General features: G+C 31.0%; 17 protein-coding genes. 13 read left to right on the forward strand and 4 right to left on the reverse strand.

Annotation, left to right across the window (positions count from 1 at the left end):
• Positions 1-24: 24 nt before the first annotated feature.
• From panC to H0I27_RS17335, 4 genes are all read left to right on the forward strand, one after another.
• The gene (gene panC / locus H0I27_RS17320; protein ID WP_218731871.1) at positions 25-870 is read left to right on the forward strand and encodes a pantoate--beta-alanine ligase; all 846 of its coding nucleotides are present in this window, start codon (positions 25-27) and stop codon (positions 868-870) included.
• Positions 871-901: 31 nt separating this feature from the next.
• Positions 902-1,252, forward strand: coding sequence for an aspartate 1-decarboxylase (gene panD, locus H0I27_RS17325; RefSeq protein WP_165731587.1), 351 nt, complete (start codon positions 902-904; stop codon positions 1,250-1,252).
• Between the two features lie 44 nt (positions 1,253-1,296).
• Positions 1,297-2,199 carry a lysylphosphatidylglycerol synthase transmembrane domain-containing protein gene (locus tag H0I27_RS17330; RefSeq protein WP_254713110.1) on the forward strand — a complete coding sequence of 301 codons (903 nt, stop codon included), beginning with the start codon at positions 1,297-1,299 and terminating at the stop codon, positions 2,197-2,199.
• Between the two features lie 244 nt (positions 2,200-2,443).
• Positions 2,444-3,244 (forward strand): aspartate dehydrogenase domain-containing protein, encoded by an 801-nt coding sequence (locus H0I27_RS17335; RefSeq protein WP_218731873.1) that lies wholly within the window; start codon positions 2,444-2,446, stop codon positions 3,242-3,244.
• On the opposite strand, the gene H0I27_RS17340 is transcribed toward H0I27_RS17335, so the two are convergent.
• Positions 3,231-4,145: an NAD(P)-dependent oxidoreductase gene (locus tag H0I27_RS17340; RefSeq protein WP_218731874.1), complete on the reverse strand. Its 915-nt coding sequence runs from the start codon at positions 4,143-4,145 to the stop codon at positions 3,231-3,233. The two genes, H0I27_RS17335 and H0I27_RS17340, sit on opposite strands and share 14 nt — an antisense overlap.
• Positions 4,146-4,468: 323 nt before the next feature.
• Between H0I27_RS17340 and radA the strand changes: the two genes are divergently transcribed.
• The 5 genes from radA to H0I27_RS17365 all read left to right on the forward strand — a co-directional run bounded on the left by radA (position 4,469) and on the right by H0I27_RS17365 (position 8,918).
• On the forward strand, positions 4,469-5,830 hold the full coding sequence (gene radA, locus H0I27_RS17345; protein ID WP_218731875.1) for a DNA repair protein RadA: 1,362 nt from the start codon (positions 4,469-4,471) through the stop codon (positions 5,828-5,830).
• Between the two features lie 255 nt (positions 5,831-6,085).
• A complete protein-coding gene (locus H0I27_RS17350; protein ID WP_218731876.1) occupies positions 6,086-6,421 on the forward strand; it encodes a metalloregulator ArsR/SmtB family transcription factor in 336 nt (111 codons plus the stop codon).
• A gap of 83 nt (positions 6,422-6,504) precedes the next feature.
• Positions 6,505-7,473 carry a permease gene (locus H0I27_RS17355; RefSeq protein WP_218731877.1) on the forward strand — a complete coding sequence of 323 codons (969 nt, stop codon included), beginning with the start codon at positions 6,505-6,507 and terminating at the stop codon, positions 7,471-7,473.
• 2 nt (positions 7,474-7,475) lie between these two features.
• Positions 7,476-7,799, forward strand: coding sequence for a hypothetical protein (locus H0I27_RS17360; RefSeq protein WP_218731878.1), 324 nt, complete (start codon positions 7,476-7,478; stop codon positions 7,797-7,799).
• Positions 7,800-8,114: 315 nt separating this feature from the next.
• Positions 8,115-8,918: a hypothetical protein gene (locus tag H0I27_RS17365; protein ID WP_218731879.1), complete on the forward strand. Its 804-nt coding sequence runs from the start codon at positions 8,115-8,117 to the stop codon at positions 8,916-8,918.
• Positions 8,919-9,007: 89 nt separating this feature from the next.
• Here H0I27_RS17365 and H0I27_RS17370 read toward each other — a convergent pair whose 3' ends face one another.
• Together H0I27_RS17370 and H0I27_RS17375 are read right to left on the reverse strand one after the other, a co-directional pair.
• Positions 9,008-9,754 carry a uroporphyrinogen-III synthase gene (locus H0I27_RS17370; protein ID WP_218731880.1) on the reverse strand — a complete coding sequence of 249 codons (747 nt, stop codon included), beginning with the start codon at positions 9,752-9,754 and terminating at the stop codon, positions 9,008-9,010.
• Between the two features lie 17 nt (positions 9,755-9,771).
• Positions 9,772-10,413: a DUF4271 domain-containing protein gene (locus tag H0I27_RS17375; RefSeq protein WP_218731881.1), complete on the reverse strand. Its 642-nt coding sequence runs from the start codon at positions 10,411-10,413 to the stop codon at positions 9,772-9,774.
• An 82-nt stretch (positions 10,414-10,495) separates the two neighbouring features.
• On the opposite strand from H0I27_RS17375, the gene H0I27_RS17380 reads away from it, so the two are divergent.
• From H0I27_RS17380 to H0I27_RS17395, 4 genes are all read left to right on the forward strand, one after another.
• Positions 10,496-11,227, forward strand: coding sequence for a polyprenol monophosphomannose synthase (locus H0I27_RS17380; protein ID WP_218731882.1), 732 nt, complete (start codon positions 10,496-10,498; stop codon positions 11,225-11,227).
• Positions 11,220-11,681 (forward strand): GNAT family N-acetyltransferase, encoded by a 462-nt coding sequence (locus H0I27_RS17385; RefSeq protein ID WP_218731883.1) that lies wholly within the window; start codon positions 11,220-11,222, stop codon positions 11,679-11,681. Before H0I27_RS17380 ends, H0I27_RS17385 begins: the two co-directional genes overlap by 8 nt.
• 88 nt (positions 11,682-11,769) lie before the next feature.
• Positions 11,770-13,110: a dihydroorotase gene (locus tag H0I27_RS17390; protein WP_218731884.1), complete on the forward strand. Its 1,341-nt coding sequence runs from the start codon at positions 11,770-11,772 to the stop codon at positions 13,108-13,110.
• A 1-nt stretch (position 13,111) separates the two neighbouring features.
• The gene (locus tag H0I27_RS17395; protein WP_218731885.1) at positions 13,112-13,576 is read left to right on the forward strand and encodes a DUF4296 domain-containing protein; all 465 of its coding nucleotides are present in this window, start codon (positions 13,112-13,114) and stop codon (positions 13,574-13,576) included.
• Here H0I27_RS17395 and H0I27_RS17400 read toward each other — a convergent pair.
• Positions 13,545-14,570: an NAD-dependent epimerase/dehydratase family protein gene (locus H0I27_RS17400; protein WP_218731886.1), complete on the reverse strand. Its 1,026-nt coding sequence runs from the start codon at positions 14,568-14,570 to the stop codon at positions 13,545-13,547. The genes H0I27_RS17395 and H0I27_RS17400 overlap by 32 nt on opposite strands.
• Positions 14,571-14,740: the final 170 nt, after the last annotated feature.

Here is a 14,740-nt window from a genome sequence, read left to right on the forward strand (position 1 = left end):
GCAGACTCTACTTAATTTTTGAAGATGAAAATTTTTAACACTAAACAAGAAATAAATACATATTTAACCTCTAAAAAAGAGGGTAATAAAACCATAGGTTTTGTGCCAACAATGGGCGCATTACACGAAGGTCATTTATCTTTAATTAAAAAAGCAATCGAAAAAAACGATCTAGTTGTAGTAAGTATTTTTGTAAATCCAACCCAGTTTGATAACCAAGAAGACTTAATTAAATACCCAAAAACCATAGAAAACGATACTAAATTACTAGAAAGTGTTTCTTGTGATGTATTATTTTTGCCTTCTGTAGAAGAAATCTATGCAGAAAACATAGCCTCAGAAAAATTTGATTTTGACGGACTAGAACACCAAATGGAAGGCAAGTTTAGAACAGGGCATTTTGATGGTGTTGGTACCATCGTAAAAACCCTTTTCGAAATTGTAACACCTAATAGAGCTTATTTTGGTCAAAAGGATTTTCAGCAGTTACAGATTATCAAAAAAATGGTTAGAAAAAACAGACTTCCTGTAAAAATAAAAGGATGCCCCATTTTTAGAGAAGCAGATGGTTTGGCAATGAGTTCTAGAAACGCTAGATTATCTAAAGAACATAGAGAGGCAGCACCTTTTATATACAAAACTCTTAAAAAAGTTAAAAATAAATTTGGCATAGAAAATGCTGTAACCGTAACTGAGTGGGTAGAAAATCAATTTAAAGAACACCCTTTATTAGAATTAGAGTATTTTACAATTGCTGATGAAAAATCATTAGAAACCATAAAAAACAAAGAATCTAACAATAAAAACCGTGCTTTTATTGCAGTTTATGCAGGAGAAATACGATTGATAGACAACATTCGATTAAAATAGTAGTAATCAAAAAAAATAGTATTTTTGCCCCATGTTAGTACAAGTTGTAAAATCAAAAATCCACCGTGTAAAAGTTACAGGTGCAGATTTAAATTATATAGGAAGCATTACCATTGATGAAGATTTAATGGATGCGGCCAACATTATTGAAGGCGAACGCGTTCAAATTGTAAACAATAATAATGGCGAGCGTTTAGAAACATACGCTATTCCTGGACCTCGTGGAAGTGGAGAAATCACCTTAAACGGAGCCGCAGCAAGAAAAGTTGCTGTTAATGACGTTTTAATTCTAATCGTTTACGGATTCATGGATTTTGAAGAGGCAAAAAGCTTTAAGCCATCTTTAGTTTTCCCTAACGAAAAAGACAATACACTTACATAGGTTTGAATATCAAAAAAATATTAAAAACTATACTACCTCTCGTTTTGGGAGGTTTTTTAGTATGGTACTCTCTCTCTAAAATCTCTTTAGATGTTCTAATAGGATATTTTAAAGACGCAAAATATGGTTGGATTGTCCTTGGTCTATTTTTCGGAATTTTGAGTCACCTTTCTAGAGCTTATAGATGGAAATTCATGTTAGAACCTTTGGGTTTTAACCCCAAATACACAAATAGTGTTTTAGCTGTTTTAGTAGGTTATTTAGTAAACTTAGCCATACCAAGAGCTGGAGAAATTTCTAGAGCAACTGTAATGGCAAACTACGAGAAAATTCCTTTCGAAAAAGGATTTGGAACTATTGTAGCCGAACGTATTGCAGATTTAATCATGATGCTTTCTATCGTTGCAATAACACTTTTTGTTCAATTCGATTTTATCTACGACCTCTTAACTAAAAACTTTAATCCTACAAAAATCATTATTGGCTTAACGGTTCTTATTCTTGGTTTTTACATTTTAACATCATTTATAAAGAAAGCAAAATCTGGGTTTTTACTAAAAATTAAAACCTTTGTTGCTGGTTTGTTAGAAGGTGTTACTAGTATTTTTAAAATGAAAAATAAATGGGCATTTATTTTTCATACCGTATTTATTTGGGTAATGTACGTTGCCATGTTTTGGGCAACAATTCCTGCAATTGAAGGATTACACGTTCCGTTTGGCGGAATATTAATAGGATTTATTGCCGGTGGTTTCTCCATTGCGGCAACAAATGGCGGAATTGGATTATACCCAATTGCTGTAGCTGGTGCCTTGGCGTTGTTTGATGTACCTACAGAACCTGCAACCGCTTTTGGTTGGATTATGTGGACCGCACAAACAGCAATGATTATCATTTTTGGAGGTTTAGCATTTTTTGCATTACCAATTTACAATAAGAATAAATAACTTTTAAGCATTCCTAAAAAGGTTACGCTTTCACTACTCGCTTTTTTCTTTTGCTAAAAAATCAGCAAAAGAAAAAAAATCAAACAATGAGCCTGCCTTGAGCTTGTTAAAATATTCAATCGCTAACGTAAAAAATTTAGAAAAAAGGGTCTTGTAAATAGCTATTTACAAGACCCTTTTCATTTAACTTTTGAATAACTTTTTATAATTGCCTATACTGTAAAAAAGGAATATGTTTGCCGTTATGGGAAAAAAAACATTAGCAATTGTAGGTTGCGGCGGACTTGCAAGCATCGTTGTACAAGCTTTAGATAAAGGCTTGTTGCCAGATTTTCAAATTATCGGTACATACTCTAGAACATTCAATAAGGCCGAGGTTTTTTCAAATCATATTAACAATATAGATAGAGGATATACCTGTACTGCATGTCATTCTCTAGAAGAATTATTAATGCTAAAACCAGACTATCTTATTGAAGCATCTTCTCCAGACTCTTTAAAAGAATTAGCTTTGCCAACCTTAAAAAACGGAACATCAATAGTAACAATCTCCATAGGAGGTCTTGCAGATACCGATTTTTACGAAGAGGTTAAAAAAACAGCTTCAGAACATGGTACACGAGTTCATATTGCATCAGGAGCCGTTGGAGGATTCGACGTACTAAGAACCGTCTCTTTAATGGAGGAAAGCGAAGTGACTTTCGAGTCTACAAAATCGCCAAGAGCCATGAGAAATAGCCCCGTTTATAATCCTGTTATAGAAACGCAAGAACATACATCTTTTAAAGGTACTGCCGTAGAAGCCATCGCACTTTTCCCAAGACAAGTAAACGTTTCTGTAGCAGCTGCATTAGCATCAACTGGGCCAGAAAACGTAAAAGTTTCTATTAAAACTACCCCAGAATTTGTTGGAGATAATCATCGTATAGAAATAAAAAGCCAGGAAATTCATGCCGTTTTAAACATTTATAGTCAAACGGCAAAAATTGCTGGCTGGAGTATTGTTAATACATTGCGAAATATTACTTCGCCTATTGCTTTTTAAAATAAGCTATTAAGTTAGCTAATACCTTTTCACTTAATCTAACAAACGCTTGTTGTGTTCTACCCGTAGAAACTTCTAAGCAATTAACTTTAGGATTATTTAAAAGCTCTTTATCACCTAAAGCGCCAAGAGTATCACAGTATACGGCATTGTCACCTGCTGCTAGCCACTTATTAAAAGGCTCAGCATCCCAAGCAGGTGATAATCCTGTATTGAATAATATTTTATGATTTCCAAATTTAATAAACTCGTTTTCATGCAATAAAACTATGTTTTTATTTAAACAAGCAATCACAACTTCATTTGTTTTCATTAGTTCTTCTAATGGTAAAAACTCATAGCCTTTTGCTTTAGCATCTTGTTTTTCGCTTCTAGCAAAATAAGTGATTTCTGCACCTAAAAAATGAAGTGCATCCGCAACCATACCGCCAGATTTACCCAAACCTACAATCCCTACTTTTAGTCCTGTAATCTCTCTTGGAATTCCACCCCAAGCATTTCTTGGTTTACCATCAGAAGTAGTTCCAAAACCATGTAAACATCTTACCAACTCACTAATTACATATTCTACAACTCCCTCATCTCCATAATCACGCACACCAGTAACGGTAATACCACGAGAATTTGCATAGTTAATATCTACATTAGCACTTTCTGGCGCATACAACGAACAGCACATACCTATATATTTTATGTTCGGACAACGCTCTAAAATTTCTTTTGTTAATGTAGTAGTATAACTTAATAAAACACCATCTGCATCACCAATACGCGCTACAATCTCATCGTCTGTTGTTGGTCTGTCTGTGTATAATAGTAGGTTTTCTGTTAAAGACTCTAATTTTATATTAACCGACTCAATTAACTCTAAAGGCTCTATTCCTATAAGTTTTTTAAACATAATTCACTTTTTTATTTGTTGTAAATGAAAGACGGCAACATAAGAAATATCCCTTGTAAGAACTAATTTTTAACGTAACTTTAAACGATTCTTTAGTCTACATTATTTTTGGGCGTCCCCTAAAAAAGGTCGCGCTTTCACTACTCGCTTTTTTCTTTTGCTAAAAAAACAGCAAAAGAAAAAGAGCTCAAACAAGTCGTTCAATCACTAACGCAACTGTTTGTTAGCTTTTTGATATTTCTTTTTTTATTATTTTTTTTAAAACCAATAAGCTTATAAACTTTGTAACTTTGTTCCTCAAAAAAATTGTAAACTTTTTTCAAATGGCTAAAACCAAAACTACTTTTTTCTGTCAGAACTGTGGAACCCAACACGCAAAGTGGGTAGGACAATGTGGTGCTTGTAAAGAATGGAATACCATTGTAGAAGAAGTAATACAGAAGGAAGAAAAACGCGTTTGGAAACAATCTACAACTGCAAAACAAACCGTAAACAAACCTTTAAAAGTTGCAGACATTCAACTAAATCCAGAAGAAAGAATTGTTACCAATAACAACGAATTAGACACGGTTTTAGGAGGCGGATTGGTAAAAGGCTCTGTAACACTTTTAGGTGGTGAACCTGGAATTGGAAAATCGACCTTATTATTGCAAGTTGCCTTAAATATTAGTCAGAAAGTACTGTATGTTTCTGGTGAAGAAAGTCAGTCTCAAATAAAAATGAGAGCAGAAAGATTAGAAGCAAATAATTCTAACTGTTTAATTTTAACGGAAACCAACACCCAAAACATCTTTAAAAACATAGAAGAAACAATGCCAGATGTTTTGGTCATAGACTCTATACAAACATTACATACAAGCTCTATAGAAGCTTCTCCTGGTAGCATTTCTCAAATTAGAGAAACTGCTGCAGAACTCATAAAATACGCCAAAGAAACTGCGACTCCAGTTTTATTAATTGGGCACATAAACAAAGACGGAAACATTGCGGGACCAAAAATTTTAGAGCACATGGTAGATGTTGTTTTACAATTTGAAGGCGACAGAAATCATACCTACAGAATTTTAAGAAGTCAGAAAAACAGATTTGGTTCTACATCAGAGTTAGGAATTTATGAAATGCTTTCTAACGGATTGAGAGAAATCTCTAATCCGTCTGAAATTTTAATTTCTAAAAAAGATGCAGACTTAAGCGGAACTGCAATTGCAAGTACTTTAGAAGGGATTAGACCTTTAATGATAGAAATTCAAGCCTTGGTTTCTACAGCTGTTTACGGAACTCCACAACGTTCTACAACTGGTTATAATTTAAAAAGATTAAATATGATTTTAGCGGTTCTAGAAAAAAGAGCTGGCTTTAAATTAGGTGCAAAAGATGTCTTTTTAAATATTACAGGAGGAATAAATGTAGATGATCCTGCAATTGACTTAGCCGTTGTAGCCGCCATTTTATCATCTAACCAAGATGTTGCAATTAACCCAAATGTATGTTTTGCTGCAGAAGTTGGTTTGGCAGGAGAAATAAGACCTGTTTCTAAAATTGACCAAAGAATTACAGAAGCAGAAAAATTAGGCTATAAAACTCTTGTAGCTTCTAAATACAATAAGATTTCTTCTAAAAATCATGGTATTAGGTTGGTTTTGGTTGGTAAGATTGAAGAAGCTTTTGCTACTTTGTTTGCATAGAATAAATTCTATATTTTAAGAATTGTAGGTAATAAATTATTAAAATAAATTCACTTAAAGTTAAACTACTTATAGCATGTGAATTCTATTTAAATTTTAAAATGTAGATGCTTTTTACAAAAATATAATTTTACTCCTTACTCTAATTTGCCATTATTTTTTAATAAAAAAAATAAGTTTTAATATTTGAAAAAATAATATACATTTGCATCCGTCAATCATATGTGTTTTTACACATATATAAAAAATAAAAGCATGGATAAATACACCAAAATACTAAAAGCTTTGTCGGATGAGACAAGATTAAAAATTGTTTGGTTGCTTACTAATATTGATGAAAAAATTTGCGTTTCAGAAATTGTAGAAGTCTTAGAAGAGCGTCAATACAATATATCTCGCCACTTAAGAATATTAAAAGACGCCCAACTAATAGAAGAGGTAAAAGAAGGAAAATGGGTGTTTTACTATTTAACTTCAACCAATAATGAATTTAGACTTTTAATGCAAAAAACAATTAGCGCAATACCAGAAAAAGATATGAAAAAAGAATTAACTAAATGTAAAACACTACTAGATAAACGCGAAAAATAGAAAACAACAAATAATACTTAACCTTTTTTTATAACAACATATGTGTTTTTTCACATATAATTAATTTTAATAAAACAAATATCATGAATGAAAAATTTAATTTAGCTCTAGAAGAATTTATACACGTAGGTGTGGTCTTAATATTTATTATTGCCTTAGTATCTATATTTACTGGCTTAATAAGAGCATTTATCCCTCAAGAAAAACTTCAAAAGAAACTATCTAAAACAGGAAAATATGGCGGTTTAATGGGAGCTTTAATAGGCATTCCAACTCCATTTTGTAGCGCATCAATGGTTCCGGTATCTATGGGAATGATAGAAATGGGAGCTCCTTTTTCAATGGTTTTTTCATTTTTACTCGCCGCACCATTGGCTAATTTTGTTGTAGTTGGTTTTATTTTTGGTGTTTTTGGGTGGGAAGTTGCTTTGGTATACTTTTTAATTGTTTTTATTGGAGCTGTTTTAATTGGAACACTTGCTGGTAAAACATCATTAAAAAACGAGGTAAAAAGAATTAACTTAACCCCTTCTACCCTCTCTTCAACTTGTACTCCTCAACCTATAAATACACAAGACTGCAATTCTAACAATCAATCAGAAACGTATTCAAAGACTTCTTGCAACCAAACAAATACAACCAACCCTAAATTAAAAGAAGCCCTTACTTTTGCGTGGGCATTATTTAAACGAATCTTTCCTTATGTTTTAGTTGGTGCGCTTATTAGTGCTGTTTCTGCTGTTTTTGTACCAGACGCATGGGTAGAAAAGTATTTAGGAAATGATAGTCCACTAGCCATTCCTATAGCAGCAACTGTTGGTATTCCTCTATACTTAAGAATTGAAATGGCTATACCTATTTTAAATGCTCTTATTGTTAAAGGAATGAGTATGGGAGCTGCAATGGCATTAATTATAGGAGGAACAGGAGCTAGTTTACCAGAAATAGCAATAATTTCTTCTATGTTAAAAACGAAAGCCATAATAGCCTTTGTTTTGTCTGTGATGACAATGGCTGTAGTAGGTGGTTTTATATTTTATTTCTTCTTTTAGTTATGATAAAATTTATAAAAAAAATAATAAAAGCATGTCCTTATTCAATAATGGGGAAAAAATGTATTGAAACTCTACAAGGTAAAAAAAAAGATAAAAAGAAAAATAACACCAAAATTGAAACATTAAAGAAAGGGATAAAAACAGGACGAGATATTATATTGATTGGGATATTCTGTCCCCTACTTTGGTATTCTATACTATCAGGATCTAGTAAAAATTTAATTATTATAAATTTAATGCATTCAGGAGTTATTGTTGCTCTAGGTTTTCTACTTATAGTTATTAATTATTTAGCATTATTCCGATATAAAAATGCTAGTTGAAGTAACACCTCTTCTTTTAGGCAAGTGTATATTTAATAAATTAGGTGTTTTTTCTAATTTTAAAAAAGGAAAAAACACCTATTAATCTAAAAGAAAGCAAACAAGTTTAGCCCTGATTGAACGGTATGTTTGAGCTCTTTTTTGTTTTTTTTTACAAAAAAAGCGAGTAGTGAAAGCAGGAAATAGCTTCTAAAATGAAAAATCATTTCTTTTATGGATTGAGTTCATATATAATGCTATTGTTATATTATTAACCTTAAAAAGGTTTGATATTTGGACTTTATAACTAAATGTCATTAACTTAAAACAACAAAGATGAAATTAAGAAAGACGAAATTAAGAATATTAAGTATTATCTGTTTAACTTTAATAACACTTGTAGGCTGTAAAGAGACTAAAAAGGAAAAAGTGAACGATACTCCAGAAAAAATTACAGAAATTACCTTAGAAAAATTAGAAAACTCACCGGAATACGTTACAGCTTCGCTTAAAATGACAACACCAAATGATACGATAATAAAAACTGTTGGTGAAACTGCTTTTAATTTTGAAGTAAATAATTACGAATTAGGTGCATTAACGCAAAGTAAAGACACTGCGCTATTAGCAAATTCAGGAAAAGGACAACATATTCATTTTATTTTGAATAACGAGCCATATTCTGCACATTACGAACCAACATTTAAAAAAGACATGCCTAATGGAGTGCATCATTTAGTGGCTTTTTTAAGTAGATCTTATCATGAATCTGTTAAAAACGAAAGTGCTGTAGTTGTTAAAAAATTAATTGTCGGAGAAGACACTAAAGACGATAACAATTTAGATATAAATGCACCAACACTTATTTATAGTCGCCCAAAAGGAGAATATTCTGGAAAAGATACAGAGAATCTATTACTAGATTTTTTCGTATTAAATACACAACTTTCAGAAAATGGTACTAAAGTTCGTGCAACTATTAATGAGAAAGAATTTATAATCACAGAATGGGCACCACAGGTAATTAAAGGTTTACCAAAAGGAAAAGTTTCTATAAAATTAGAATTAATAGATGCAGAAGGAAATTTAATTCCTGGACCTTTTAATAGTGTTGATAGAACAGTTACTTTAAAAAAATAATTAAATTTATAACTAAAAAAGAATCATAAAAAAAACCAAGCAATTATGCTTGGTTTTTTTTTATGTAATTTATAGAGCTATAAGAAATATTACTTCTTATTTGCTAATTTTATGTATTTATCTAAAGCCATTGTCATAGAAGGTGTTTCTGGTGACGGTGCCGTGATATCACACTTAAAACCAGCATCTGTTACAGCTTTTACTGTAGAATTACCAAAAGCAGCAATTCTTGTTTCTTTTTGCTGAAAATTAGGGAAATTCTTTAAAAGAGATTCTATTCCTGATGGGCTAAAGAACACCAAAACATCATAAAATACATCTTCTAAATCAGACAAATCACTAACGACTGTTCTATATAAATCTAATCGTTTCCAGTTTATTCCTAATTTATCTAATTCTTCTGGAATTAAAGGTTTTAATTTATCTGAACTTGGCAATAAAAACTTTTCCGTCTTATGTTTCTTAATTAATTTTGTTAATTCTAGAAATGATCTAGGACCAACATAAATTTTACGCTTTCTATATACCACATATTTCTGTAAGTAATAAGCTACTGCCTCCGACTGACAAAAGTACTTCATTGAATCTGGCACTTTAAAGCGCATTTCTTCTGCAATTCTAAAAAAATGATCTACGGCATTTCTACTTGTTAAAATAATAGCTGTAAAATTATGTAAATCAACTTTTTCTCCTCTCACTTCTTTGACAGATATACCTTCTACATGAATAAATGGTCTAAAATCTATCTTTACTTTTTGTTTATCAGACAAGTCAAAATAAGGGGAAGTTTCAGTCTTTGGTTCTGGTTGCGATACTAAGATCGTTTTCACTTTCATATGCTTCTTTTTTCTAGTTAAAACAGCAATCTAAACAGTACAAATAGCGGTGCTATTTCGACCGCGCAAAGGTACAAAATAAAATAAAACAACTCGCTAAAAACCAGCTTTTTATTAATTACCGCATGAAATATAAATCGAATAGAAAATAAAAGTGCCGAAAAATAGACTAAAAAAGGGGTGTCTAACTGTGAGTATTCCACTAAAACAATAGCTATAAGTAGAAAAAAAGAAACAGAATATAAATAGACTGACTTAGAAACTAAAAAGAAATCTAGCTTTTTATCAATCTTAAAAACTACAGAAAGCAAGAATTCTAATAGCCTTTTAATCGTTAAATATGAAAAAACAACTCCAAAAATCTGCAGAAAAATATAAAAACCTTGTTCTGCAGAAGAATTATAATACAAATAGATTTTATAGGTTAATAAAGCAAGAACTGTAATCGAAAAAATAAAAATGACATTTTTAAAAGGGTTAAAAAAAGAAGTATTTTCTTCTATTTCAGATTCGATAAAACTTTCATTAAACAAAGAAGATACAGTACCTCTTAACCTTACAACACTCACCCCTCTTAAAAGGAAAACACAGGCAAACAAGCATACCAATAATATGGTAATCCAACTGTTATCTATTACTACTCTTTCTATTGCTTGCACCTATTTTTGTTTTGGTAAGATTAACACAAAATTAGTAATTAAATAATGTATATTTGTCTACTTACCACATGAAATTTTATTTATGTCAGATGCGTTAGTCATAATACCTACTTATAACGAAAAAGAAAATATAGAAGCTATTATTAGAGCCACTTTTAATCAAAAGCAAGAATTTCATATTTTAGTTGTAGACGACAATTCTCCTGATGGAACCTCAGAAATAGTAGAAAACTTAATTTTAGAATTCCCAAATCAGCTTTTTTTAGAAAGAAGAATCGGCAAAAGTGGTTTAGGTACTGCTTATATACATGGTTTTAAATGGGCCATTGCTAAAAAATATGACTATATTATTGAAATGGATGCCGACTTTTCTCACAATCCAAAAGATTTAATTCACTTGTATAAAGCTTGTAAAAAAAAGGGGGCAGATGTTTCTATTGGCTCTAGATATTCACAAGGTGTAAATGTTGTGAACTGGCCTATGAAGCGGGTTTTACTTTCTTATTTTGCTTCTAAATACGTCCGCTTTATTACTAGAATTCCGGTTTGCGACACTACAGCAGGTTTTGTTTGTTGGAAAAGAAATGTACTCGAAACCATAGCATTAGACAAAATAAAATTTATTGGCTACGCTTTTCAAATAGAAATGAAATTTAAAGCATGGAAACACGGTTTTAATATAAAAGAAGTATCTGTAGTTTTTACTGATAGAACATTAGGAACTTCTAAAATGAGTGGAAACATTATTTCTGAAGCTTTGTTTGGTGTGATAAAAATGAGATTAAAAGGATTACCAAAAAAAGTTTATGAATAAAATTTCTATTAGAACTGCGAATTTAAAAGATTTAGAGACATTACTGGAGTTTGAACAAGGTGTTGTTACTGCAGAAAGACCTTTAGATCCTTTTTTAGGTGATGGTAAATTGTCTTATTATAATATACCCGAATTAATTACTAATGAAGACATTTATTTTATTGTTGCTACTTCTAACAATCAATTAGTTGCTTCTGGTTACCTAAGAATAGAAAACTCTAAACATTATCACAAAAACCCAAAACATGGTTATATTGGTTTTATATTTGTAAAACCAGCTTTTAGAGGAAACAAGATTAGTAATTTAATTTTAGAGTCTTTAAAAAATTGGGCAGTAAAAAAAGATTTAAAAGAATTAAGATTGGATGTTTATAGCAATAATTCTGCAGCAATAAAATCTTATGAACGCTTTGGTTTTACAAAAATCTTAGTGAACATGAAAATGAGTATTTAATAGATAGGAATAGTAAAAAAAACAATTAAAAACTTTACTAACTTTGCAAAAATCAGCAAAGTATTTTCAGTAAAAACAATTATAAAAAATGGCGAAATCGACTTTAATAAAAAACGCAAGAATCGTAAATGAAAACAAAACTTTCTTAGGGGATGTTCTCATTGAAAACGGAATTATAAAAGAAATTTCATCAGACATAAAAACAACTGGAGATCTTGAAGTTATTGATGCAGAAGAGAAGTTTTTAATTCCTGGTTTTATAGATGATCAAGTACATTTTAGAGAACCTGGTTTAACACATAAAGCAAATATTGCTACAGAAAGTAGAGCTGCCGTTGCTGGCGGAATTACTACTTTTATAGAAATGCCAAACACGGTACCACAAGCTACAACACAAGATTTATTAGAAGATAAATTTATAATAGCAGCAAACGATTCTTACGCTAATTATTCTTTTATGTTTGGTGGAACAAACGATAATTTAGACGAATTATTAAAAACAGATCCTAAAAAAGTAGCCGGAATTAAATTATTCTTAGGTTCTTCTACTGGAAATATGTTGGTTGATAATGAAGAAATTCTAGAGAAAATTTTCTCATCAACAAAAATGATTATTTCTGTGCATTGTGAAGATGAAGCAACTATCAGAAAAAATACACAAGAGTTTGTTGATAAATACGGAGAAGATATTCCGGTAAAATACCATCCGATTATTAGAAGTGAAGAAGCTTGTTATTTATCATCTTCTAAAGCTATTGAGTTGGCTAAGAAAACGGGTGCAAGATTGCATATTTTTCATGTTTCAACCGCTAAAGAAACTGAACTTTTTAGAAACGATATTCCTTTGGAAGAAAAACAAATTACTGCAGAAGTTTGTGTGCATCACTTATGGTTTTCAGATAAAGATTATGAAGAAAAAGGAACCCATATTAAATGGAATCCGGCAGTAAAAACAGAAAAAGACAGACTTGGTTTATGGGAAGCCTTGTTAGATGATAGAATTGATGTTTTAGCTACAGACCACGCTCCGCATACTTTAGAAGAAAAAACAAATGTGTATACGAAAGCACCAAGTGGTGGACCTTTAGTGCAACATGCAGTTATTGCGCTTTTAGAAAAAGTAAAAGAAGGAGTAATTCCTATTGAAAAATTAGTTGAAAAAATGAGCCATAATCCGGCAAAATTATTTCAAATTGAAAAACGAGGCTTTATAAAAGAAGGGTATTTTGCAGATATCGTTTTAATTGATACCAACAAACCACAAACTGTTTCTAAAGACAATATTTTATACAAATGTGGTTGGTCTCCTTTTGAAGGCACTACGTTTTCATCAACCATTACACATACTTTTGTAAACGGAAATTTAATTTATAATAATGGTGTCTTTAATGATAATATTAAAGGAAAACGCCTGACTTTTAATCGTTAATATGAAAAATTTAAGTTATTTTTTTGTTTTTCTTTTCTTGGCATCTTGTACAAGTAACACTATTTTTAAAGAACCAGAAGACCTCATTCCTAGAGATACAATGACTTTATTACTTGGGGATATGATGATTGCTTCTTCTGCAAAATTTATACAAAACAAAAACGAGCAAAAGAAAGTAAATTACATGGCTTTTATATATGATAAGTATAAAATTGATAGCCTACGTTTTCAAAATAGCAACTTATACTATACCTCCAAAATAGATTTATACGAGGAAATGATTACCGATGTTAAAAAAAACTTAGAAGATAAAAAGGATTTTTACAATAAAATAAGCTCACGAAAAGACTCTATTAGAAGAGACTCTATTAAAAAAGTTGGAAAAAAGTTAAAAAAATTAGATTCTATAAGAAAGGAAGAAAAGATTTTAGATCCTAATTTGGAGGAATTTCAGATAAAGATTTAACGTATTTCTGAGATACCTCTTTAATAACAGTATCAATTTTCTCAAATTGAAAAGGTATTGTTTTTTCAATTTTTTCTGAGGAGTATTTAGATACCGAATGTACACTCCTTGCTGAATATTTACTCAACAATGGTGCTTTTCTTGAAAATAGAGACAACACCCAAGAAACTCTCCAAAAAATAGCAGTTTGCCAAGGCTGAATATTTTTTGTTGGTCTTTTTTTACCGAAAGCATCTGCAATAGAAAAGAAAATTTCTTTAAAAGATTTATTCTCTGCAACTAAAATAAAACGTTCATTTTTAATGCTAGAATTCATCAATTTAATCATTGCTGCAACCACATCTTTTACACCTACAAAACCAGTAATTCCTTCTGTATAATAGCTAAAACCGTTATAAACCTGTGTAAACATTTTACCAGAACCCGCTGTAAAAAAACCACTCCCTAAAATAATACCTGGGTTTACTATAACTACATCTACTCCTTCTTGGCTTGCACGCCAAATTTCCATTTCTCCCCCAAATTTCGTTATCGAATATCCACTATTATCAGATTCTGGATTCCATTCATTCTCTTCGGTGATAAGACCACCTTTTAGAGAATCTCCCACAGAAGCAATAGAACCTACAAAACAAATTTTATGAACATTTGCATCAATGGCAAGGTTTACAATAATCGCTGTTCCATGTATATTTACTTTACGCATTTCCCTATAATCTTTCGGATTAAAGGAAATAAATGCTGCGCAGTGATATATTTTTTCAATTCCAATAAAAGCAGGAATCATAGCAGGAACATCTGTAATATCTGCTTTAAACCATTCTATTTTAGAAATTAAGTCCTCAACATCATCCGTATAAAAAGAAAAGACTTCTTTTACTTTTTTAATTCTTTCTTCAGAACGGTAAATAGCACGTATTTTTTCATCATTCTTAACTAAATGATACAATAAATGTGCGCCAACCAAACCTGTTCCTCCAGTAACTAAAATCATAACGCGAATTTATGATATTTTCATTGATAAGTTTATCTTTGCATAATGAAAAATAGCAAATAAATAATTGCTATTAAGATGTCAAATTGAGCTTGTCCAGATTGATTATTTAAACAATCAAGACACAAAACTTAAACAAACTGAATTTGGCATTCGTATTTTGAATTGAA

Source organism: Polaribacter sp. HaHaR_3_91, assembly GCF_019278525.1.
Taxonomy (GTDB): Bacteria; Bacteroidota; Bacteroidia; order Flavobacteriales; family Flavobacteriaceae; genus Polaribacter.